We start from the raw sequence: 23099 nt of genomic DNA on the forward strand, positions 1-23099 counted from the left end.
GGCGGCGCTACCGTCCGCCTTGTTTAGCAATAGCGGCTCCCTTCTCGAGCGCGACAGCATTCGTTCGCTCGTTATCGAGGATGAGGTCGCCGGAACTCGGGTGACCACCATCGTCCGCTACAGTCGGACGACACTGATCGGGAAGTTCGCGAGGGCAGCTCGCAATCATGTGCGCGGCTTCAGGTTCTCGGGGTCGTAGATCGGCTTGTAGCCGACGGCGACCACTTCGACCGGATAGGTCTCTGCGAAATATTCGACATTCAGCTTGCGGCCGAATCTCGCGCTGGTCAGCGACCGCTACCCCGGACAAGAGCCAGGTCCACGTCCTGTCGAAGTACTCCGAAACCGCAGTGCTCGACGCGAACTCTTCACGCCCCATCATCGCCGCGCCGGCTTGCATCCGTCAGCAAGCAAGCCGCGATCCCAATTCAACCGAGGACTACCCGTGAAGAAGTCTGTAATTCTTTCTGCCGTGTTTGCGGCTGCGCTTCCCCTGCTCGCTCACGCCGAGAGCATTTCTTTTCCAAGCGATGCACCAATTGCGTCCGTAACAATTCCGGATAGTTGGGGTCCGGAGGAAACCGAAACCGGCATCCAGGCGACCTCTGACGACAACGCTATCTACTTCTCCATCGACATCGCAGACGAAAAATCCACGGACAAGGTCATAAGTGACGCAGTCGACTTTCTGACAAAAAACGGCGTGACCATCGACCAGAAGACGCAAAAGGACGCGGGCAACTCTGAGATAAACGGCATGGAGTTCACCGCGCTGGATTGGGACGGCAAGGACGAAGACGGCCCTGTGTCCGTCGGTCTCGGCTTTCTATCGCCCAAGCGCGGCAAGATGCTTGTCATCACATACTGGGGCACCAAAGGCGATGAAGACAAGCACGACGAGGAAGTTGCAAAGATCGTTCACTCGCTGAAGCCCGCGAGCTGAGCTATTCCCGGAGCCCATATTGCGCATAAGGCAGTATGTGCTTCGCAGGCGCGCAGTTCGGCCGGTGGGAGAGCGGGATCTCTTCTGCTCTCCCACCGGCGCCACCCGCCCCTACACGCGCCATTTGAACTGACCGACACTTTGCAGCCGGCTATCGGTGACCACCATTCCGCCCTGGCAATCCGCACAAAAACCGCAACCGTTCAGGGAGCGCGCACGCGGTATCAAACTGGAAAGCGAAGCCCGAGCAAATCGTGAGCATGGCCCCCTTCCAATCCTACTTTACGGCCGCTGCAAGTTCCCCTCCGTCGCTGCGTGCGTTTCGGTGTGGCGGGCGGCGGCAATAACGCGACGCTTCCCACGGATCGCATGCCATTGCTGGTCGATCAGGACGCCAATGAGGATGACCCCTCCCATGACGGCGAAATTCAGCGACGATGGAATGCCCAGCAGATTGACGAGGTTCTGCAACTCCTGGAGAAGGACGGTGCCAAGCACGACGCCAACGATCGATCCCTCTCCACCTCGCAGTGAAAAGCCGCCAAGCACAGCTGCCGCGATCGCGTAGAGCTCGTAGAACTGCCCGTGGCTCGCCGGCGAGATCGAGCGCGTGTACATTGCGAAATAGATCGCTGACAGTGCTGTAAGAAATCCGCAGATAACATAGGCCGAGATGATCATGCGATCGGTGCGAATCCCGGAATAGCGGGCCGCTTCCTCGTTCTTGCCGATCGCGTAGAGATATCGTCCGAAGACGGAGCGATGCAAGACCACCCACATAATCGCTGCGATAACGACAAGCGCGATGAATGTGTTGGGGATGCCATAGAACCGTCCCGCAGTGAGAAACTCCAGATCGGGGAAATTCTGACCAAAAGCAAAGCCTGCGGTCCCGTCGGCGGTATAAAACCGCGCTGCTCCGCGGTATATCAGCAGGCCGCAGAGAGTGACGACGAAAGGCTGGAGGTTAAGTCGTGTAATCAGCCAGCCATGAACAGTCCCGATGATTGCTCCCAACAGCAGGATCAGAGGAAGGGCCAGCATCCAGGACATTTCCTGAACTGCGATGAAATCGACGAACAACACTCCGAGGAGTGCGACGAGCGAGCCAACGGAGAGTTCTATCCCGCCGGTTATGATGACGAAGGCCTGGCCAATCGACAGGATGCCGAACAGCCCAATCAAGTTGGCGGTGTTCGCCAGATTGATCGGCAGGAGAAAGCGCGGATTGATGATTGCCACCACGATGCCAACGACGACGATCAGCAGCAGCAGTCCAAAATCTTTCTTCGTCATTCGCGACCCACTCCCCTAAAGACATTTATTTGCCATCGCGACTATTTCAGACTTTTGCCGACAGCCAGTAACAGGACGCTTTCCTGACTGAACTCGGGTTCCTCAAGCATTCCTGCGATCTGGCCTTCGTGCATGACGGCTATTCGATCAGAAACCCCCATCACCTCTTCCATGTCACTGGAGATCATGAGGACGGCGACGCCGGCATCGGCGAGAGCGCGCATGAGTCCGTAGATTTCATTCTTCGCGCCGATATCGATACCACGTGTCGGCTCGTCGAAAATCATCACTTTCGGGTGCATCGACAACCATTTGGCAAGCACCACCTTTTGCTGGTTGCCGCCCGACAATGTGCCGGTACGGGTCGATACGGAAGGCGCCTTGATGACCAAACGAACCCGCTGCTGTTCCGCTACCGCCGCTTCTTCATCGGACGAGAGCAGGAAGCGGCTGGCGTATTTGCGAAGATTGGCAAGTGTTATGTTTTGGGCGATCGGAAAATCAAGAAGAATGCCGCTGCGCTTGCGATCCTCGGGCGCGAGAAATATTCCATGAGCGACGGCATCGCGCGCGCAACGAATCGAAATTTCCCGGCCGTCCTGCAAGATAGTTCCGCCGTAGCTCCGATCCACTCCGAAGAGCACCCTTGCAAGCTCGCTGCGGCCTGATCCGACAAGGCCAGCTAGGCCGAGGATTTCGCCGTATCTGATTTCGAGATCAACGGGCCGGCTCGGATAGGCCCCCGTTCGAACGGCGCTCGCTTTCAATGCTACCGCGCCTGGCGAACGGTTTGGTTTGGCGACGCGGGCGGCAGCAAGCGTCCGGCCGATCATGAGTTTGACCATCTGGTCGTGGTCGACGTCCTGCCTGGCCAACGCGCCCGCGACGGCTCCATCCCTTAATACGATCACTCGATCCGCGACGCGCTCGACCTCGTGCAGTCGATGCGAGATGAAAATGACGCTTATGCCATCTGCCCTGAGCGATCTGATAATGCTTAAAAGCCGTTCGGTCTCTGCCAAGGGAAGACTTGACGTGGGCTCGTCAAAGATGACCAGTCGCGCGTTGATGGATAGTGCCTTGGCAATTTCCACCATCTGCTGCTCGGCAAGCGAAAGTGTTGCAACAGCCGTGTCAGGCGAAAAGTGAGCCCCCACGCGCTTGAGAAGTGGCTCCACCATGTCTCTTAGCCGTTCGCGATCAACAAGCTTCAGAGGGCCCGCTTTGAGCGGTTCTCGACCCAGGAAAATGTTTGCAGCCACGTCGAGGTTTTCAAACAGATTGAGTTCCTGGTGGACGAACGCGATGCCGGACGAGATGCTTGTTTCAACCGTGAGAGAACGCAGCTCTGAACCATCGAGCACAATCGTTCCCCGGTCTGGAGCGATCACGCCGCCGAGGATCTTCATCAGTGTCGACTTTCCAGCACCATTCTCGCCGACTAGGCCGATCACCTCACCGGGCACAATGTCGATCGAAAGACCGTCCAGCGCAACGACGCCCGGATAGGTTTTGCCAACATCCGAGAGCGAAAGGAAGGGCTTGGCGTGCGCATTCGATGACGCAATGTCCGAACTCTGGTTCATCGTCTATCCATGGCTACAGATGCTATCGGAATGAAGGCACTCATCGCGGCGACGGCAAATACCGCCGCCGCGATGGCGATTACTTTCCGGCCATGGCCTTCAGGTTGGCTGCGTACTTGTCAACATCATCCTTGCCGATGATCACGGTTGGAATGATGATCAAGCCATTGGCAGGAACCCCGGACTTGTCGCCCTTCAGGTAGGACGCCATCAGCTTCATTCCTTGGTAGGCCCATTCGAACGGCTGCTGTACGACGGTTGCCGCAATGGTACCTTCCTTGACGCCTCCAAGTGTGATCGGATCGTCATCGAAGCCGACGACGGTGATTTGGCCGAGCTTGCCGGCGTCACGCAGCGCCTCGTAGATCCGCGGCGTATTGTATGAATAGAAGCCGACCATGCAGGTGACGTCGGGGCTTGCGACAAGCGCATCTTCGACGTTCTTCTTGGCGCGCGTCTGGTCGATATCATCACCGCGGACATCCGTCAGTTCGATCTTTGTGCCTTTCAGGCCATCCTTCATGCCCTGGATTCGCTCCTTGGCATTGTCAGCACCGGGAAGGCCGACAAAGCCGATGCATTTGCCGCCGTCGGGCATTGCTTTCTTGGCTATTTCGGCAGCTTGCTTGCCGGCATCGATATTCGATGAACCGATATACGCCACGCGGTTGGTCTGCGGCGCATCGCTATCGGTGGTAAAAAGAGCGGTCTGCGAGCCGATCTTGTTCAATCCGTCCGTCTGAGTTTTCGGGTCGACGGCCGAAACCATGACGCCCTTGACACCGGCACTGACCAAATCTTCCATCAGTCGCTGCTGGACGGCGACGGATGCCTGCTCGGGATATTTCAGTTCCATGTTATAGTCGGGCAGTTCGGCCTGTGCCTTCTTCACGCCCGCCTCGGCGGCTTTCCAGAAGTCCGACGCTCCATTGACGACGAACGCGAGGGTTGGCTTGTCGGCGGCATGAGATACCGCGATCGGCGCGGCGCTCAGCATCAAGCCGGCGAAGAACAAGGCGGCATTGCGTTTCAGCTGCTTCATCATATTCCTCCCAGGGCCGCAATTGCGAGGGCCCGATCGCCTTGCGGTCGGCCAGATGCTTGGGCCCCCTCCAAGGGCCTTCGCCAGGCGACAAGGTCGCATAAGCTCCGATCGCCCCGCAACGGTATAGAAGAATTCCAATTAGTAAATAGTATTATCAATTCTAGTGAAAATAATTTCATCAGTCGTGTGAGGAGCTATTCAACAGTATTTAAAACTCTGCTTTATTTCAGTACCTAAGTTAGGTTACGATCTTCGTCCCGGCAGGAATGCACTGATAATATTAATTACCAACCAAGCCCGGCGGTCGCTCTGCCAGCCAGCCTAAACAGAGTCGTCAGATGATAAAAACCAAGACGTCAGAACTGATCGACCCTGCCGGGCAAAAGAACGAGCGCAAGCAGAAAAAGCCTCGGCTTGGGGAGCGCGTGACGATGATGGACATTGCCACTGCGGCGGGTTGCTCGCAGGCTGCGGTCTCCTTCGTTCTTAACAATACGCCCGGCACCCGCATTTCTCAGCAGACCCGCGACCGGGTAATCGATGCGGCACGTACCCTCGGCTATGTGGGAACGACCTATACGATGGGGCCGACCTATTCCGGATCGGACAACATCATTGGATTCGCCGTCGACCAACTGGCCACCAGCCCCGAAGCCGTCGTTGCCATCGAAGGCGCACGACAGGCATCCTGGAAGACTGGCAATGTGTTGCTTGTTACGCAGACCTTGAGTGATCCCTTCATGGAGCCAAGAGCCATTAGGGCATTAACGAACGGCGGCATATCGGCGCTCATTTACATGACCATCTATACCCGGGAAGTGGAACTCCCTTCCTATATCTATGAGCTCAACATCCCTACGGTCCTCCTCAATTGCTACACGGCGGACTACGCATTTCCCGCAGTCGTGCCCAGTGAGATTGCTGGTGGTCAGAACGCTACCCGGCACCTGATCGCGCACAAGCATCGTCGGGTCGCGACCATAACAGGCGAGATCTGGATGCAGGCTGCGCAGGATCGGCTTACCGGATACCGACGCGCGCTCGCGACGGCGGATATTCCATTCGATCCGGAACTGGTCGTCGAAGGAGACTGGTCCGCAAGTGCAGGCTACGCCGCCACCAAGAAACTCCTTGCGTTGAGCGAGCCTCCGACGGCAATTTTCTGCCAGAACGACCGCACGGCAGTGGGGTGCTACGAAGCCCTGAAGGATGCGGGCCTTCATATCCCCGAGGACATGTCGGTCATGGGCTATGACGACGAAGAAATCTCGCGACACCTGGTCCCCCCGCTGACAACGTCGGTCCTCCCGCACCTCGCCATGGGACAATGGGCGATCGAACATCTCCATCCCGAACGCCTTCCTGAGAAACGGCGCTATCCAATCACCAAGCTCGAATGTTCACTTGTCAAACGGCAGTCCGTCGCGCCACCGCGGGCTCGCAAGCGGTGACGCGCGTAGCTCCAGCCCGGCAAGACGGCTTTGTCCGGAATTCGGGAAATCTGTTCCGCGGATCGCAGCAGCCTTGGCATTCCCGGTGGGTACGCTATCGGCGTACGGCGTCATCCGAAGCACGACTATTGGCCTGTACTCGCCAGCCGCAGGGCAGGTAATCGATTCCTGCCGTTCTTTAGATTGCGCTAATCGTCTATATCGCCGCGTCCAGACACAAAGGAGCACAATGACCAAGAAGTTGAAGTCGTTGGAAGCGACAAGGGACTCCGTCTTGACTGCCCGTCCGTTCAAGGGGGTTTTCATGTACATTGCCGTCACCGCTTCGGTTACTGCCTGGTCTGTGACGGAAATACATAAAGTCCCAGCACCAACGGACGAACACATCGCTACAGTCGTTCACTGAGGTCTCTCGAAGGCGAGATTTAGAGACCTTTTCTACGATCCCCAGAGATAGCGGCGCTGCCCATTCGACGCAGGACTGTGTTGTATTACCAGCATAGGTGTGGCCTTGTCGCCGCCACTTTCGATTGCCATCTGATGACCACGGACAAGTCACTGTCCCTGAATGTCTCCACAATAACAAAGAACTCGCCAGCGACGCTGACAGCATCGTTGTGGCGGGACCATGGATGGCAACGATGACCGCAAGAACATTGAACGAGATGACGCCGGCCCAGCGATCGGACATGATGCTGCTAGTCGCACAAGCCTTGGAAAACGTCGCCGAGGAGGCCGATGTGCACGGCGATTATCAGTCGGCACAAAACGCCACCTATCTGGCACTCTCGATCCGAGGCTGTGGAACGGGAGTGGCGGCCGAGACAATCAAAGCGGTCGAAATTCTGTTGGAACAAGGGATTAGCTACGTCGCCAGCGTCTCCGAGCGGCTCGAACAAGTGCATTCGCCCACGCATGTAAACGTGGATTTTGAGTGCGTAGAGGAGGAACCTCTAACTCTACATTGATCGCCACCGTGCATGATCGAGCGCCAAGAGGCCGACACGGCAATCGCCTCCCAACCAAAAACCGCCTTCAGCTACCCGGCTTTCCTCTCCTTAGGCGTTGAATATTGTTCGCGGAGTGCCGATCTCAGTTCGAGGTGAACCTCTTCGGTGCCGCCGCTTTGATCCAGGAATTGGTCCCTTACAAAACGATCATCAATATCACGTCGATGGGCGGCAAAATCTACCCGCCATGCTTGGTATCATGCATCCAAACATGCGCTGGGAGTGTCGGACTGCCTTCCTTCGCCTGGAGCTGCACCAGTTTGGCATCAATGTCGTGGTGGTGGAGCCGGTCCTTATCCAGACCGCGTTCGGCAGCGTTTTCGAAGGCCCGATGATAACGTTCTCAGGGAGCACTGCCTACAGCCGGATGGCGAAGAACGTCTCCAGCGACTTCGGACAGTTAAAAGGCCGGCGGCGGCTCGTCGCCGCAGGTAATCGCGGACGTGGTTTCCAAGGCCGTGAGGGCACGTCGTCCCAGGAGCCGCTACGTGGCTGGGAAGTTTGCCAGCATGATGATCAATACCCGCAAATGGCTTGGCGATCGTACGTTCGACCGTTTGGTCCTCTTGGCCGTTCGCTGGCTGGTGCGATGCGAACGCTTCGCGCACCGGTCGCCAGCGTTCGCCATCCAAGGCGTAGACCGAAGATATCCCATGACTTCTCTTGATCACGGACGTCGGCTTTGCCTGGTTGGGATGACCGATTTGAGGCCGGAGGCGGACCGGTAATTTCAGGCGCGGATTTTCAAAAGGAGACTCGATTAGGCGTGGACATCGGCGGCCGCGTTGGACGGCCGGAACATCTCAGAGCAGTCATTGCGTAGGGCTACAACATCTGCTGCGTCCCCATGAGCCATGGTCAACTCGAGCTCAACCAGGGTTGCTCTGAGGAGCGGCTGAAACTTCTTTCTTGCCCTCTGTCTCCCTGTTATCCTGAAGTTAGGAGACAGCGCCATGAGCGAGAACCGAAAGCTGGCTGCAATCCTGGCCGCGGACGTGGTTGGGTACAGTCGGCTTGCCGGCGCCGACGAAGAACTCACCCTGGCGAGGTTGCGCACGCTGCGCAGCGATCTCATCGATCCGACGATTGCCGTGCACAATGGCCGGGTAGTGAAGCGCACCGGCGATGGTGCGCTGGTAGAATTCCGCAGCGTGGTGGACGCTGTGCGCTGTGCCATTGAAGTGCAGAACGCTATGGTGGAGCGCAATCAGGGGGTCGCGCAGGACCGTCGCATTGAGTTCCGGATCGGTATTCATTTGGGCGACGTCGTCGAGGAAAGCGACGGCGATCTGATGGGCGACGGCGTCAACATCGCCTCGCGATTGGAGGGCGTCGCCGCGGCGGGAGCGATCTGCCTGTCCGAGGATGCCTATCGCCAGGTCAAGGCGAGGCTCGACCTCTCGGTCAGCGACCTCGGCAGCAAACAGCTCAAGAACATTGCCGAGCCGATCCGGGTGTATTCGCTGCAAGTTGGCAGCGCAGGGACCAAATCAGCTGCGGCCTCGGAAATCACGACGGGCCAACCGGCCACGCCAGCGTCGCCCAAGCTCTCGATCGCCGTGTTGCCCTTCGCCAATATGAGCGGTGACGCTGAACAGGAATACTTCGCCGACGGCATCTCGGAAGACATCATCACGGCGCTATCAAAGCTGTCGCAGCTCTTTGTCATCGCTCGCAATTCGTCGTTCACTTTCAAGGGCAAAAACGTCCAGGTGCAGGAGGTGGCCACGAAGCTCGGCGTGCGACATGTACTGGAGGGCAGCGTACGCAAATCGGGGAACAAGGTCCGCATCACCGCGCAACTCATCGACGCGATCACCGGCGGGCACTTATGGGCGGAACGATTCGATCGCGACCTTACCGACATATTCGCGGTTCAGGACGATGTCACGCAGCAGATCGTCGGAGCGCTCGCGGTCAACCTGACAGAGGGTGACCGGCAAAAACTCACGCCGGGGCAGACCCGGCACCCCGAGGCGTACGACTGCTTCTTGCGTGGGCGGGAGCTGTGGCATCGGCTGACGAAGCAAACGAACAGCGACGCCCGCGACCTTTTGCAACGTGCCGTCGAACTGGAACCGAACTTCGCCTCGGCGCACGCCTTCCTCGCCCTCACCCACGGGCTCGACTACTTGAATCGGTGGAGCGCGTTGCCGCAGCGCTCGATGGAGCAAGCCGAGGAGGCTGCGACGCTGGCGGTCGCGCGGGATGACAACGATCCCGTGGCGCACTGGTCGCTGAGTGTAGTCAACCTGTACTTGCGACATCACGATGGCGCCATCAGTGAGGCCGAGCGTGCGATCGTCCTCAATCCGAACTTCGCCGAAGGGCAGGTCAGCCTTGGCGAGGCACTTATCTATTCAGGCAGGGCCGAGGAGGCACTCGCCTATTTCGATCGGGCGAGGGTTCTGAACCCGTACTTTCCGGATGTCGTTCTTCACTTTCAGGCCTGGGCTCTGTTTCAACTGGCAAGGTACGAAGAGGCCGTCGAACTGTTGCTGCAGCGCGTGAGTCGCAACCCCGTCACCGATGTCTCGCGCGCGCTTCTGGCCGCCTGTTACGGACACCTCGGCCTTTTCGAAGCGGCCCGCGCGACATGGCAGGAGGTGCTGCGCGTCAATCCCGACTACTCCTTGGAATACCGTCGCAAAGTCCTCCCCTTCAAGGACCCCGCCGATTTCGATCGTGTCATGGAGGGGTTGCGAAAGGCCGGTGTTGTGCAATGACGGTGATTGATGTCCGATCTTGAATCTGTTGCCACCATTTGCACATTGGACGAGCAATAGCACGTGCCGACGTAACGATGACCTCCGGCGTGGCTGCTTTCAGGGCGATGCGAGGTGTTCCTCTCCCACATGAGGGCGCGTAACCGCCGGTCAGCCCTAACCGTCGCGGGGTGGGAGCCATGATTGGTGCGATCCAATTGGCAGTGAGCGGCATTAAGTCTGAGCAACGACTACAACCAACCTTGAACGATGAACTGAGCCGACGGTGGCCAGATTAGCCACCAAGCCATGAAGGCGACCTTCTTGCCGGCGGTAAGCATAGGCGAGCTGACGCCCAACGTATTGCTGTCGACCATCCTCACGTCTCGGGCTAGAAGGACCGAAACCATAGCTGCCGGTGCTGCCCCGAGCGTCGGTTGCGTGGCGTCGTCATCGAGCCAGTTTGGGCTATCTTTGTCCGCTGGCTGGCTGACCGTGCCGGGGCCACAAAATGAACAATCGATACGGGCGGATTACGGAAATGACGGAAACTCCATCCGAGGTGGAACTGGTGGGTGCCCCGATCTTGGAAGGATGGCTGCTAGAGCAACCTTCCGACAGTAAGCCGTGGTTGTACGGTTGGTTCATTGGCCACCCCGAAATCGAGGACGGCGATCACGGCCATACCTCCGCGCTGGTTGCGATGGATACGAGCAATCCCCCTACGTGGGCGAGGACCGAAAATCGCCTCTATCGTCTAGGCACATGGTATCCCCCGGCCGAACGCGAAATCCGCTACTGGTCGCAGAAGCTGCGCCGGAGGCACCGCATGCCATTGGGAGATGCGCCAGGTGGCGGCAATGACGTCGAAGAAATGATCGCGTTCATCCAATCGGAAAAACCGTTTCACGAGCAAAAGCTTGCCCGCATGGTGAGTGCCTATCGCGCAGAGCAGGAGCGCCAACCCTAGAGGAGTGCGCTTGTTCGGACGCTTGAAGTGCGACAGCAAAAGCTTCGAATTGCTCTATTGCCATTGTTGCCGCCATTCAAGGGCAGGTGATTGGCAACTGGTTCGCTGGTATTCAGTGCCCAGAATTTGGCCCTAGTGGGACTGGAAACGGCGGACGTTTCGTGCACCGTTCCCGTCGTCTCGACTATTTCTGGATGCAGGTGTCGACGGTATCCTTAGTGCACTCGTCGAGCCCTGTGAAAACAGGGTCGTCGACTGGCTTGTCGGCGATCAGATCCATCATCACTGATGGCGCCTTGTAGCCCATTTCGAACGGCCGCTGCCCGACAAGTGCGGTTACGAGACCTTCCCTGGCAATCGCGACTTCATCGCCGATCGTGTCGGCAGCACCGATCACGAACTCGTTCTTGGCGATCTTGTCGGCTATCGGCTTGAACAGATCGCGATAGGGCTGCGGCGCACCAAACAGCGGCCAACCGCCCATAATCCCGAAAGCATCGAGATCCTTGTTGGCCGCGAGAATGTCAGTCATCGCCTGAACACCCTTGGCGCCGTCGTCATTAGTGAAGACCGGGCAACCGGCAACTTCCGTCCACCCGCCCTCGCCTTTGAGCTCGGTCAGGCCTTTCTGACCGGTCAGGGTGTCACGCATCCCCTGAGCACGACGCAAAATGTTGTCGGCGCCAGGGTTGCCTTCGATCGTGCATATCTTGCCACCCTTCGGCTTCGCTTTCTTGATGTACTCACCGATGCGCGCGCCCATCAGATAGTTGTCGGTGCCGAGATAGGTCTTGCGCAGTGCAGAGTCTTCTGCCGCAAGGTCGGCGTCGAGCGTCATGACAGGTACCTTCGGGCTTGCCGTCTTGAGCGTCTGAGCGATCAACTTGGCATTCGAGGGAGAAATGGCGATCGCCGCCGTTTCCGCCTTGCCCAGCACGTCCTGAACGATTTGCGCTTCGCCGGCTTCATCGGAAGTCGATGCCGGACCCGTGTAGAAGCACTCGAATTCGGAATCAGGATTCTCCTTGTTCCACTTCTGGCAACCCTGGTTGATCGCCTCGAAGAACGGGTTGTCGAGACCTTTCACGACGATGACCAACTGTTTCTTGGCCGCCAGCGCTTGTCCGGCCGTCAGCGCCAGCACCGCAACGGTAAGCAATAATGCTTTCCTCATAGCTTCCTCCCATTGAAAATTGACGGACGCCATCGCCCGCCACATGATCAACCCGGATACCAGACGATGCGAGGATCCTCCTCCGAACGCATATACCCCCAGGCCGAGTCGATTAGCATTTCCAGATCGTAGACGGGCCGCCACCCAAGCAGGTACTTCGCCTTGCTGTTGTCCATCCAATTCGAATGAAACAGGCTCGGGATGTCGACCGACGCCAGGCCGCGCGTGTGCGCCAGGTAAGCGGCAACCTCGCCGTAGTCGACAGGGCGGTCCATGCAGATGTTGAACAACTGGCCCTCGGCACGCGGATTGTCGAGCGCGGCCAGGATCGCGGACACGAGGTCGTCGACGTGAACAATATTGCGTTTGAGCGGTCTCTCGTCGGCGTCACGCAACAACGGGATCGTCCCATCCCGCGCATAGCGCGCCGCGTCCGCCTGCGGAACGAGCGTCTTCCAGTCAGGGCCGCCGAAAACATCGTTACCGAACGACAAGGTGAACCTGAAATCGTCCTTCTCCATAATCCAGGGTGCACGCAGGCAGCAGCCATTGATGCCATACTGAATCTGGAACTGCTCCAGCATTACCTCTTCCAGCACCTTCGACAGCGCATAGCAGCCTGGATATGCCTGGTGAGGCGTCGCCTCAGTGATCGGCGCTTCATGACGATAGAAAAAATGCCCGATCCCGGCATCGCCGCCGATGAGAATGAACTGTCGCGCGGTGGCGCTCGTCCTGAAGCCTTCGAGAAGCCAGAACAATCCCTTGACGGTAACGTCCATGACATCTTCAGGTATTTCCTTGCATGTCGCGAGATGCACGACATGCGTGACGCCAGCAAGCGCCTTTGTCACCGCTTCGCGATCGCTGATCGAGCCGCGTACGGCTTCGACGCGCTCGGTTTCTAAGCACAAGCGATTATGACAAAGCGCGCGAATGCGCGCCTTCGAAAATCGCGGATCGTCGAGCAGCCTAGCAATAAAGTGCTGCCCGACCTTGCCCGTTGCACCCGTGACAAGGATCAGCATGCTCTCCTCCATGAACAGCTAATATACAGACACTTTTGCACGTCAATGAAATTGTACTACAAAACCAATAATTGTAGCGCACGCACTAAATTAGAGACATCAGATTGACGGTTTCACACGGTTCTGGGTAAATGTCGGAAGCGCTCGCGGGGAGGAAACTGGCGAGCGAAATAGCGGCTCACACGGGTCGCCCGCTTTGGGAGGCTAGACGCCTGGTGGCAGTTCTCGAGCTCGCCAACATCTCTAAACATTTCGGCGCCATACAGGCGGTCAATGACGTTTCGTTTTCGCTTGAACCGGGAGAGGTCGTCGGATTGATGGGCGACAACGGCGCCGGCAAATCGACGCTCGTTAAAATGATCGCAGGGAACTTCCGCCCAAGCCACGGAACGATGCGGCTAGACGGTGAGGACCTCGTTATGCACCGGCCGGTGGACGCCCGGCAGCGGGGCATCGAGATCGTCCACCAGGACCTGGCTCTCTGCAACAATCTTACGGCTGCCGCCAATGTATTCCTTGGCCGCGAGATCCGCCGCGGTTTCGGCCCGTTACGCATTCTCGACTACAAGACGATGTACAAACGCGCGGGCGAGATCTTCAAGGAGCTGAAATCCGAGACGCGGCCACGCGATCTGGTGAAACAGATGTCGGGCGGCCAGCGGCAGGCTGTCGCAATCGCCCGCACCATGCTGGCCGAGGCAAAGCTGGTCCTCATGGACGAGCCGACAGCCGCCATTTCCGTTCGTCAGGTTGCTGAGGTTCTCGCCCTTATCCGTCAACTGCGTGATCGCGGCATCGCCGTCATTCTGATCAGTCACCGCATGCCTGATGTGTTCTCGGTTGCTGACCGCGTAGTCGTCATGCGGCGCGGGCGCAAGGTTGCCGACAAGCAGATCGCCGCGAGTTCGCCGGAGGAAGTCACGGGCCTCATAACAGGCGCAATCGAACAGGTCTGAGAAACCCGGGACCAAACGTGAGCGAAGGTCGACCATGGCAATAACCCTCGATCAGACGATAGCACAGAAGCAACGCAGCTGGTTCTCGTCCGTATTTGCGAGCCAGACCTTCTGGGTCCTCATTGCGGTCATCCTCGCCTGCATATTCCTGTCCTTCGCCACCAGTTCCTTCGCCACCCCAACCAACCTTTACAATATCACCCGCAACGTCACCTTCATCGCAATCATCGCCCTCGGCATGACGCTGGTCATCATCACCGGAGGCATCGACCTGTCGGTCGGTTCGGTGCTTTGCCTCTGCAGCATGGTGCTGGCGGTGACCATGCATGCCGGATACGGCATCGGAACGGGCATTGCCGCATCGATCGGCACAGCCTTGGTCGTGGGCGCTTTCAACGGTATTTTGATTGCCTACCTCGGGTTCCCGCCCTTCGTTGTCACACTCGGCATGCTCTCCATTGCCCGCAGCCTCGCGATGGTCGCCTCGAACAACACCGTTGTCTTCCAGTTTGGACCGGATCACGACAAGCTGCTGGCGCTCGGCGGCGGAGCATGGCTTTTCGGCATCGCCAATCCGGTGCTGTATATGGCTGCGCTGGCACTGTTGACCGGCTTTGTGCTGCGCTGGACGCGATTTGGACGCTACGTCTTCGCCATCGGTGGAAACGAGCACGCCGCGACGCTGACGGGCGTCCCCGTCAGGAAGATCAAGGTCGTGGTCTACATGGTCTCGGCGCTTTCGGCGGGCGTGGCCGGCATCATCCAGACCGGCTGGCTCGGCGCCGTGACCACGAACATTGGGGCCGGCATGGAGCTCCAGGTTATCGCCGCAGCTGTCATCGGTGGCGCCAATCTGGCCGGCGGCGTCGGCACCGCGTTTGGTGCCATCGTTGGTGCCGCCTTGATCGAGGTCATCCGCAACAGCCTTGGCCTGCTCGGCATTAACGCCTTCTGGCAAGGCACCTTCATCGGCGCGGCGATTGTTCTGGCCGTTCTATTCGACCGATTGAGAAACCTGGGACGCAGCGATTAGTAACGGGCTATGGGGCGGTCAGTTGGTTACCCCGAAAATCGGTCCCACCAGAGGATTTTGATCCGCCTTTTCTGCCCTCGCAAGCTCGTCGATCGATTGGTTTGCCGGTGTCTGGCCAACGACAGCAGCCAGTCTTGATGGGATATGAACCTTAGATCGCTAGGTAACTCTAGCCTTCCAAATCCCGCGAGACCGCGTAGTCGAGGCGTCTGGAGGCCATGAGCACCGACCAGCCCGTCGCAACCAGGTTGTGACATTTGAGCGACAAAAGCGAGGAATGTCGCAATGGCAAGCGCAATATCTTGACTCATTTAGTAATGTTTTTATTGATGCGCCCGAAGGCGACATGCCTTTCGGCAGCGCAACGTGCTGCCCTGAAATCTTTAGTCTTGCGTCAGCGAACAGCCGGCGCCTCTGCTTGCCGGGGAAGGGTACGCAATGTCATTTTCTTTCAAACACGCTCGCAAGCATTGCGGCCTTCTAAACTCCACGATGCTCGTTGCATCCGTCGCTGCAACCGTACTGAACGCGGGCACAGCCGTTGCTCAGGACAGCAACAGCACGGAACTGGAGAAAATCACCGTCAGCAGCGAAAACTCGAATCCCCAGTCGATCAGCGAGGACAACGCAACGGTCGTTCCCCGACTCACGGTATCGGCCACAAAGACTGATACGCCTCTGGTCGAGATTCCGCGCGCCATATCTGTTGTTACCCGCGCGGAAATGGACGAGCGCGCCGTCACCGACATGATCCAGGCGGCCCGCTACGCCTCGGGCGTCACCACCGGCGCCTTCGGTTACGACCCGAGATTCGACCAGATCTACATCCGAGGTATCGAGACAACGACCACCGGCGACTTCCGCGATGGTCTGCGCCAGCCGATCATGAACTACGGCTCGTTCATGACGGAAGTCTACACGCTGGATCGCATCGAAGTCCTGAAGGGTCCGGTATCGGTGATGTACGGTGCGGCGAGCGCCGCCGGTATTGTGAACCGCATCTCAAAGATGCCGCTCGAGGAAGAACATCACGAGGTCGAACTGCAATACGGCACCATTGGCCGCAAGCAGGCTGCTTTCGATTTTGGCGGGCCGATCAACGACGAGATCAACTATCGTCTGGTCGGGTTGGCCCGTGAAGGCGAAGGAAGCTACGACATCGCCGACGACCGCTATCTCCTGCAGCCGTCCGCCACCTGGAAGCCGGACGAGAACACAACCTTCACCGTCTATGGATTGGCGCAGAAGAGCGAGACAGCTGCAAGCGCCTGGAGCTACCTGCAGGGCGATGACGTCTTCCTCTACACCGACCCGGACTTCAACAGCCAGAAAGTCGAGCAATATCAGCTCGGCTATCAGCTGGAGCACAAGTTCGACAACGGCCTGACCTTCCGCCAGAATGCCCGCGCAGGCGAATCGGATCTGAAGGCGCATTACCTCGACCGCGTCAACGTCAACGCAGACGGCAGCTGGCCGACCACGGCAGTGACGGAGGACATGCGCAGCTATCAGATCGACAACCAGCTCGAGGGTGAGTTCGATACCGGCGACGTCTCCCACACGGTGCTCACGGGCCTTGACTACACCTGGGTCTCGTCCGACTTCGCCATGGGTAGCAGCAGCGTCGCGGCCAATACGCCCGGCGCCAGCGTTCCGGTTCCCGCGCTCACCTACTTCACGGGCAGCAGTCTTAACCAGACCGGCATCTATGCCCAGGATCAGATGGAACTTGGCAATTGGCGCGCCGTTGCCGGCCTTCGCTATGACTGGGCACACCAGGAATCCACCGCAAAGGGTACCGGCGGCTCGACCAGCGTGAAGGATGATGGCGTCCTTTCCGGCCAAGTGGGGCTGCTCTATCTGTTCGACAACGGCATCGCACCTTATGTCAGCTACGGTACTTCGTTCGTCCCATCGACTGCGCTTGCAGAAAACGGTTCGGTTCTGGATCCGACCAAAGGACGCCAGATCGAAGCTGGCGTGAAGTACCAGCCCGAAGGTGAGAACTATTCTCTAACCGGTGCCGTCTATCGGTTGGTCGAAACGGGCAAGCCCCAATATGACTCAAGCTTCCTGTTTTCCGAGAATTCAGGGGAGAACACCTACACGGGATTCGAGCTTGAAGGACGCACCCAGTTCGACAACGGCATCAGCCTGATTGCCGCCTACACCTATGCCCATGCCGAAATCACCGGCAATAACGACCCGACATTGATCGGAAATGCGCCCTCGACGGTACCACGCCATGTCGCCTCGTTGTGGGTGAACTATGAGATGCCGGAGACCTCTGCCATACCTGGGCTCAGCTTCGGTGGCGGCATTCGCGCGATGAGCAACTCCTTCACCAGCGATGCGAACACCGCAAGGAACCCCGGCGCCGCCTACTTCGATGCGGTCGTGTCCTATGATTTTGGCGTCCAGTCCCCCGATCTTAAGGGGCTGTCGCTTTCGGTAAGCGCGACCAACCTCGCGGACCGGCGCGAGCAGGTCTGCACCGATGGCTATTGCTATACCGGCCAGGGTCGCACGGTCATGGGCGCGCTGAAGTACAAGTGGTAACGAGCCTTGCAGCCACTTGCCGATCGATGGGGCGAAAAGCGATGAACACGACTGAAGAAGCTTGCGCCTTGCCGGGAACAGTTCAATTTGAACTGGAACCGATGGATGGAGGTGAGCCCTATCGCATCCTGCTCTTCATACCAAAAGGAGAGCCGCCCGCCGGCGGCTGGCCTCTTTTGGTCACGACCGACGGCAATGCGACATTCCCTTTTGCTTTTGCCAGCACCGTGACACAAGCACCCTATCCGACTGGAACCAACGTCGACTGGGGTGTCGTTGCCGCGATCGGTTATCCCACCGACGAACCCTATGATGCCTTCCGCAGGGCTTGGGACCTTGGACCGCCGCCGATCAAATCCTATCCGCCCTATTTCGAGGGCGGGCCTCCAGTTCGCATCGGCGGGACCGGCCAACTCGTCGACTTTATCGAGTACCGGCTCTTTCCACGGCTTGACGCAATGACGCGGATCGATCCAACGCGCCGATCGCTGTTCGGGCATTCTTTCGGCGGGCTTTTTACGCTTTATGCTCTCTTCGAACGCCCGGCGCTTTTCACCAACTGGATTGCCGCCAGTCCGACAATCTACTGGGAGGAAAGCGAAATCCTGAACAATGAGGCGCGCCGGCAACCGATTACTGGCTCCGCGGTCTTTCTTCATCTGTCAGCCGGCGAGTATGAAGGCGACGAGCTTGCTCCCTTCCAATATCGCAACGAGGATGCTGCATCCCGTAGCGAGAAAAGGAAGATCGAACGCACCGTTGCATTGGCGCAGGAAATGGCAGATCGGCTGCATGATCCTGCGACCGGCATTCGCACGCAATTCGAGCTCTTTGCAGGACAGACTCACATGTCCGTGCTCGGACCAGCCGTCAATCGCGCCGTGGGTATTGCGTTTGAAACGGCTGGCGCGGGCCGCTGACCACCTCCGGACCCGATAGCCGACGTCCAAATCTAAAGGAAACACTTTGACCGCGCCAAAGCCCGAGCAAGAGATGTCCGAAGCGACAAAAGCCTTTGAAGTCAGCAGCGTTGGGCTTTCGATCCAGGGCAACACGATCCTGTCCAATGTCAGTCTCGAATTCCCGGCAGGCGAAGTGGTGGCCCTGGTTGGCCACAACGGATCGGGCAAGTCGAGTCTGTTAAAGATCCTTGCGCGCCAACTCTCGCCCACATCAGGAGCCGTCGTCTGCGGCGACCGTGAACTCAGAGATTATGGCGACCGCGACTTCGCGCGAGCGGTCGCCTATTTGCCACAAGATCTCGGCACGGGCCTGGAGATGACGGTTCGCGAACTTGTCGGTTGCGGGCGCTATCCATGGCATGGCGCGCTCGGTCGTTTTTCCGAGACCGACAGGCACAAGGTCGATGCAGCCCTTGCGGCAACACACATAGAAATGCTCGCGGATCGCGTGGTTGGTACGCTGTCCGGCGGCGAGCGGCAACGCGCCTGGATTGCGATGCTGGTCGCTCAGGATGCCCGCTGTCTGTTACTCGACGAACCCACCGCCGCACTCGATGTCGCCCACCAGATTGAGGTGCTTTCCCTCGTTCGTCGGTTGGCACATGAAGGCGGCAGGAGCGTGGTGATCGTCCTTCACGATATCAACATGGCGGCACGCTTCTGCGATCGGATCCACGCACTGAACCGCGGTCAGGTCGTTGCCAGCGGCACGCCGGCCACAATACTCGTGCCTGACACTTTGCACGACATTTATGGGATCGACATGAACGTTATCTCCGCGCCCAATTTGAACCACCCCCTCGCCTATGCCTGCTAAGCCGAGAGAGCCAATGTTCGTCTCGCGAAGGGCCTTTCTGCAGTATGCGACGGCAATGGCGGTTATCCCCACGCCGCTATTCGCTCAGGCGCCTGGCCAACGAATCGTCAGCCTAGACTATGGCCTGTCATCCACGCTTCTTTCCCTCGGATTGCCGCCCGTCGGCATTTCCGATCTCGCGGACTGGGGTCGGTGGGTGGTCGAGCCGGCAATGCCCGATACCGTCGTCGATATCGGCAGTTCCTTCGAGGTGAACTTCGAAGTCCTGCTCCAGCTGAAACCCGACATCATTTTGACGACGCCCTATCTCGACGAGCTGCTGCCCAGGCTGAAGCCCTATGGCAGGATTGTCCGTCTGGAGGTATTCACGCCCGACAGTGGACCTCTTCTTCAGTCGGCAATCGCTGCAACACGCAAGCTATCGGTAGAAATAGGACGGGAGAAGGAAGCCGAGGAATTCCTGCAGCAATCCGAAGCCTTCTTTGATGGTTGCCGCCAGCGACTGGCGGGAAAAGACATACCGCCGATCGCCTTGGTGAACTTCATGGATGCACGCCACGTCCGCATCTATTCGAATCCCGGCCTGTTTCATGGTGTGTTCGAGCGGCTTGGCGTCAACAACGCATGGACGAGGGAATCGAATTATTGGGGTTTCGAAACCATTGGTATCGAAGATCTGTCCAAGATCACGGACCCGAATGCGCGCCTGGTGGCTTTCGATCCCGTTCCGCCAGACGTTCTTCCCAAGCTTGCTGAAAGCCCTCTCTGGAACAGGCTCCCGTTTTCACGCCCTGGACACTTATCGATCCTGCCCGCAGCCCTGATGTTCGGAATGGTGAACGAGGCCATCCGGTTTGCGGGTCTTCTGACTGATCTCCTGGAGCGCGACGCATGATCATCTCTCGCCGAGACGTCCTCGGGCCGGCGCTGGTCGTCGCCATGTTTCTCATCGTCGGAGGCGGCGCATCGCTGTTGCTTGTCACTCCCTCGTTGAGGTTCCCTTCAGAGGCAGGCTACGATGCAACACGGCTGGTACTCTACTATTCGACGCTGCCGCGGCTGGCGACAGCGATCCTCGCAGGCGCAGCGCTTGCCTTGGCGGGTGCTCTGTTCCAACAGGTCTTGCGCAATCCGCTTGCCGATCCGACGACGCTCGGCGTGTCAGCGGGCGCAAACCTCGCCTTGGTGGTGGCGTCACTCTTTCTTCCTGGACTGCTTGGAACCGGTCGCGATCTCGTTGCCCTGGCGGGGAGCGCGGCTGCCGCGGCGATTGTTCTCAGCCTTGGTGCGCGGCGTGGGTTTTCGCCCTATTCGCTGGTGCTATCCGGACTGGTGCTCAGCCTATGGTGCGGCGGCCTCTCCGCCATCCTGACCTATCTCAACCAGCGCTATCTCGCGAGCCTGTTCATCTGGGGAAGCGGGTCCCTGTCGCAGCAGAGCTGGGTCATACCTCTGTCGTTGCTCTGGAAAATGGCAGCGGTGACGGTCGTTTGCGCCTTGATCGTAAGGCCGTTGTCTCTCCTCGATCTCGGTGACAACAGTTCTGCGTCACTTGGCGTCAGAGTGGGTCGGCTGCGTTTCATTGCCATCGCCTGCGCCGTGGCCCTTTCTGCCTTCGTCACGAGCGCCATCGGGGTCATCAGCTTTATCGGCCTTGTCGCGCCAACGCTATCGCGACTGTCGGGTGCGCGGCGTCCCGGACAACTGATCTTTTGGTCTCCCCTCATCGGAGGCAGCCTTCTATTCTGCGCCGATGCTGTGCTCCAACTGGTCGCTGGTGGACTTGGGGATTTCCTGCCAACCGGGGCAGTGACCGCGATCTTCGGATCACCCCTCCTGCTGGCGCTGCTGCCCCGACTGAAAATCCGTCATCGGATACAACAATCATCAGTCTGGCATGGGCCACGACGATCGGGCGCCGCGAGATCGATCGCCTTCGTCGCAGTCGGACTTCTTCTGTCCGTAGGGATCAGCATTTTCGTCGGACGCGGCATCGATGGCAGCCTTTCGATTCTCTCCGGTGATATGTCATTAGACATCCTCGCCATTCGTGCGCCGAAGATTTTTGCCGCCTTGGCCTCAGGTGCAATGCTTGCGGTCGCGGGTTCGATCCTCCAGCGGCTCACCGGAAACGAGATGTCGAGCCCCGAAGTCCTCGGCATCAGTGCGGGATCGACATTCGGTGTCGCTATCGGTTTGTTTGCGATTGCGCCGGGTTTCTTCGGTCAGTTTAGCTTTGCCGTTACCGGTGCAGTCGGTGTGCTTGTCGTCATTTTCCTAAGCTCGCGGCGATCCGGCTTTTCTCCCGAGCGCGTCTTGCTTGCCGGCATTGCGCTGAGCGCGATGGTCGACGCAGTCGTCGGTGTGCTGAGTTCCACGGGAGATCCGAGGGCAGCTCTGCTCATGCGCTGGATGAGCGGCTCAACCTATCTCGTCGACGGGCCGACTGCCTTGATGGAAGTAGCTATCGGTACAGTCTTGATGGCCATTGCCTTTGCCACCCGACGCTGGCTCGATATCCTCCCACTCGGGCCGTCACCGACATCCGCTGTCGGCGTATCATTGGCTAAATCAAGGCTGATTCTCTTTGGATTGGCGGGTCTGCTGACCGGCGCGGCGACGCTCACTGTCGGTCCGCTTTCATTCGTTGGCCTGATGGGACCGCATCTGGCACGGGAAGCAGGCTTGACACGCGCATTGCCGCAGATGGTTGGTGCGGCGCTGATCGGCGGAGCGCTCATGGTGGCAGCCGATTTCCTGGGGCGCACGATCGTGTCTCCCTATCAGATCCCGGCTGGCCTCGTTTCAGCAATGATCGGCGCGCCGTTTTTGATGTTAATGATGCGGAAGAAGGCCTAAACAGGTTCCATCGAGGCACCGGGGATGCCATTGAGAAACGCCTCGATTCCACCGCTGAAATCAAGCTGGTCCCAGACCTTCTGCGCGGTTTCTGCCGTGGCCCACGCCATCGTTGAAATCGAGATTGCCAATACGGGTATCGAGGCGATCTGGCGTGGTGATCTCCGGAGGGATCGGCGTCATCATCTCGAAACCGCCTCCGCCGCGCCAAAGGCGACCATCCCCGCTACAAGAAGAAATATCGATCTCACGACGTTACCTCACTTGATCTTGACGATGTCGTCGGGTTTCCAGGTCTTCTCGAAGAATGCCGAAGCAGGCCGTAAAGGCGCAGGCTGGCGAAGAAGCCCTTTCCCGGATCGTCGCCAGCCAGTTCTTGTCCGCGCCGGGTGATTTCGGCCCGACGTAGATATCCGTGGTGCCGTCCGCATTCTGCACGGGCTTGTCCATGGTGTTCAACGACGGGAACGGCTGGCCATTGTCGAGGCCCGCGCTCGTGATGGGATCGTAGACCGTCACCGACAAGATATGAGCAGGAATGTCCTTCTGCAGATGGAGGCGATATGACACGTCGCCCGAAAGATACTCGCCGTCCGCGTCCTTGTAGGCCTCCCGATACTTGGCGCCGACGTTCTCCATACTTAACGCCATGCCGGGACTGGTAGACTAGGCGGTAAAGAAGCTCTGACGGGCGTCAAGCTGACT

The 23099-nt window shown here is 58.6% G+C and carries 19 protein-coding genes; 12 read left to right on the forward strand and 7 right to left on the reverse strand.

Annotation, left to right across the window (positions count from 1 at the left end; translation table 11 throughout):
* Positions 1 to 445: 445 nt before the first annotated feature.
* Positions 446 to 943, forward strand: a complete 498-nt coding sequence (locus tag QTL94_RS21660) for a histidine kinase (RefSeq protein WP_065691967.1) — start codon at positions 446 to 448, stop codon at positions 941 to 943.
* A gap of 282 nt (positions 944 to 1225) precedes the next feature.
* Here the strand turns inward: QTL94_RS21660 and QTL94_RS21665 are convergent, their stop codons facing one another.
* From QTL94_RS21665 to QTL94_RS21675, 3 genes are all read right to left on the reverse strand, one after another.
* A complete protein-coding gene (locus QTL94_RS21665; RefSeq protein ID WP_065691966.1) occupies positions 1226 to 2239 on the reverse strand; it encodes an ABC transporter permease in 1014 nt (337 codons plus the stop codon).
* 41 nt (positions 2240 to 2280) lie between these two features.
* On the reverse strand, positions 2281 to 3825 hold the full coding sequence (locus tag QTL94_RS21670) for a sugar ABC transporter ATP-binding protein (protein ID WP_065691965.1): 1545 nt from the start codon (positions 3823 to 3825) through the stop codon (positions 2281 to 2283).
* Between the two features lie 79 nt (positions 3826 to 3904).
* Positions 3905 to 4867, reverse strand: coding sequence for a sugar-binding protein (locus tag QTL94_RS21675; RefSeq protein WP_065691964.1), 963 nt, complete (start codon positions 4865 to 4867; stop codon positions 3905 to 3907).
* A 434-nt stretch (positions 4868 to 5301) separates the two neighbouring features.
* Here QTL94_RS21675 and QTL94_RS21680 point away from each other — a divergent pair, with 434 nt between their 5' ends.
* The 4 genes from QTL94_RS21680 to QTL94_RS21695 all read left to right on the forward strand — a co-directional run bounded on the left by QTL94_RS21680 (position 5302) and on the right by QTL94_RS21695 (position 11006).
* Positions 5302 to 6321, forward strand: coding sequence for a LacI family DNA-binding transcriptional regulator (locus QTL94_RS21680; protein ID WP_244499511.1), 1020 nt, complete (start codon positions 5302 to 5304; stop codon positions 6319 to 6321).
* Between the two features lie 641 nt (positions 6322 to 6962).
* Complete coding sequence (locus tag QTL94_RS21685; RefSeq protein ID WP_065691962.1) at positions 6963 to 7289, forward strand: hypothetical protein; 327 nt, start codon at positions 6963 to 6965, stop codon at positions 7287 to 7289.
* A 995-nt stretch (positions 7290 to 8284) separates the two neighbouring features.
* On the forward strand, positions 8285 to 10057 hold the full coding sequence (locus QTL94_RS21690; protein WP_065691959.1) for an adenylate/guanylate cyclase domain-containing protein: 1773 nt from the start codon (positions 8285 to 8287) through the stop codon (positions 10055 to 10057).
* A 490-nt stretch (positions 10058 to 10547) separates the two neighbouring features.
* Positions 10548 to 11006 carry a DUF6634 family protein gene (locus QTL94_RS21695; protein WP_141683953.1) on the forward strand — a complete coding sequence of 153 codons (459 nt, stop codon included), beginning with the start codon at positions 10548 to 10550 and terminating at the stop codon, positions 11004 to 11006.
* Between the two features lie 184 nt (positions 11007 to 11190).
* Here QTL94_RS21695 and QTL94_RS21700 read toward each other — a convergent pair whose 3' ends face one another.
* Both QTL94_RS21700 and QTL94_RS21705 read right to left on the reverse strand, forming a co-directional pair.
* On the reverse strand, positions 11191 to 12180 hold the full coding sequence (locus tag QTL94_RS21700; protein WP_065692230.1) for a substrate-binding domain-containing protein: 990 nt from the start codon (positions 12178 to 12180) through the stop codon (positions 11191 to 11193).
* A gap of 47 nt (positions 12181 to 12227) precedes the next feature.
* Positions 12228 to 13208, reverse strand: a complete 981-nt coding sequence (locus tag QTL94_RS21705; RefSeq protein WP_289803086.1) for an NAD-dependent epimerase/dehydratase family protein — start codon at positions 13206 to 13208, stop codon at positions 12228 to 12230.
* A gap of 131 nt (positions 13209 to 13339) precedes the next feature.
* Here QTL94_RS21705 and QTL94_RS21710 point away from each other — a divergent pair, with 131 nt between their 5' ends.
* The 7 genes from QTL94_RS21710 to fhuB all read left to right on the forward strand — a co-directional run bounded on the left by QTL94_RS21710 (position 13340) and on the right by fhuB (position 22394).
* A complete protein-coding gene (locus QTL94_RS21710; protein ID WP_244499498.1) occupies positions 13340 to 14164 on the forward strand; it encodes an ATP-binding cassette domain-containing protein in 825 nt (274 codons plus the stop codon).
* A gap of 34 nt (positions 14165 to 14198) precedes the next feature.
* Positions 14199 to 15197 carry an ABC transporter permease gene (locus QTL94_RS21715; RefSeq protein WP_065691956.1) on the forward strand — a complete coding sequence of 333 codons (999 nt, stop codon included), beginning with the start codon at positions 14199 to 14201 and terminating at the stop codon, positions 15195 to 15197.
* 438 nt (positions 15198 to 15635) lie between these two features.
* Positions 15636 to 17756, forward strand: coding sequence for a TonB-dependent siderophore receptor (locus QTL94_RS21720; RefSeq protein ID WP_065691955.1), 2121 nt, complete (start codon positions 15636 to 15638; stop codon positions 17754 to 17756).
* 41 nt (positions 17757 to 17797) lie between these two features.
* Positions 17798 to 18676 (forward strand): alpha/beta hydrolase, encoded by an 879-nt coding sequence (locus QTL94_RS21725; protein ID WP_065691954.1) that lies wholly within the window; start codon positions 17798 to 17800, stop codon positions 18674 to 18676.
* A gap of 73 nt (positions 18677 to 18749) precedes the next feature.
* On the forward strand, positions 18750 to 19535 hold the full coding sequence (locus QTL94_RS21730; RefSeq protein ID WP_065691953.1) for an ABC transporter ATP-binding protein: 786 nt from the start codon (positions 18750 to 18752) through the stop codon (positions 19533 to 19535).
* A gap of 13 nt (positions 19536 to 19548) precedes the next feature.
* Positions 19549 to 20430 (forward strand): ABC transporter substrate-binding protein, encoded by an 882-nt coding sequence (locus QTL94_RS21735; protein ID WP_065691952.1) that lies wholly within the window; start codon positions 19549 to 19551, stop codon positions 20428 to 20430.
* Positions 20427 to 22394 (forward strand): Fe(3+)-hydroxamate ABC transporter permease FhuB, encoded by a 1968-nt coding sequence (fhuB, locus tag QTL94_RS21740; RefSeq protein ID WP_065691951.1) that lies wholly within the window; start codon positions 20427 to 20429, stop codon positions 22392 to 22394. The genes QTL94_RS21735 and fhuB overlap by 4 nt, the downstream gene beginning before the upstream one ends.
* 60 nt (positions 22395 to 22454) lie before the next feature.
* Here the strand turns inward: fhuB and QTL94_RS21745 are convergent, their stop codons facing one another.
* Positions 22455 to 22580, reverse strand: coding sequence for a hypothetical protein (locus tag QTL94_RS21745; protein WP_275078407.1), 126 nt, complete (start codon positions 22578 to 22580; stop codon positions 22455 to 22457).
* Positions 22581 to 22649: 69 nt separating this feature from the next.
* Complete coding sequence (locus QTL94_RS21750; protein WP_065691950.1) at positions 22650 to 23033, reverse strand: DUF1214 domain-containing protein; 384 nt, start codon at positions 23031 to 23033, stop codon at positions 22650 to 22652.
* Between the last annotated feature and the right edge of the window lie 66 nt (positions 23034 to 23099).

This window comes from Rhizobium sp. S96 (assembly GCF_030382195.1).
Classification (GTDB): Bacteria; Pseudomonadota; Alphaproteobacteria; order Rhizobiales; family Rhizobiaceae; genus Rhizobium.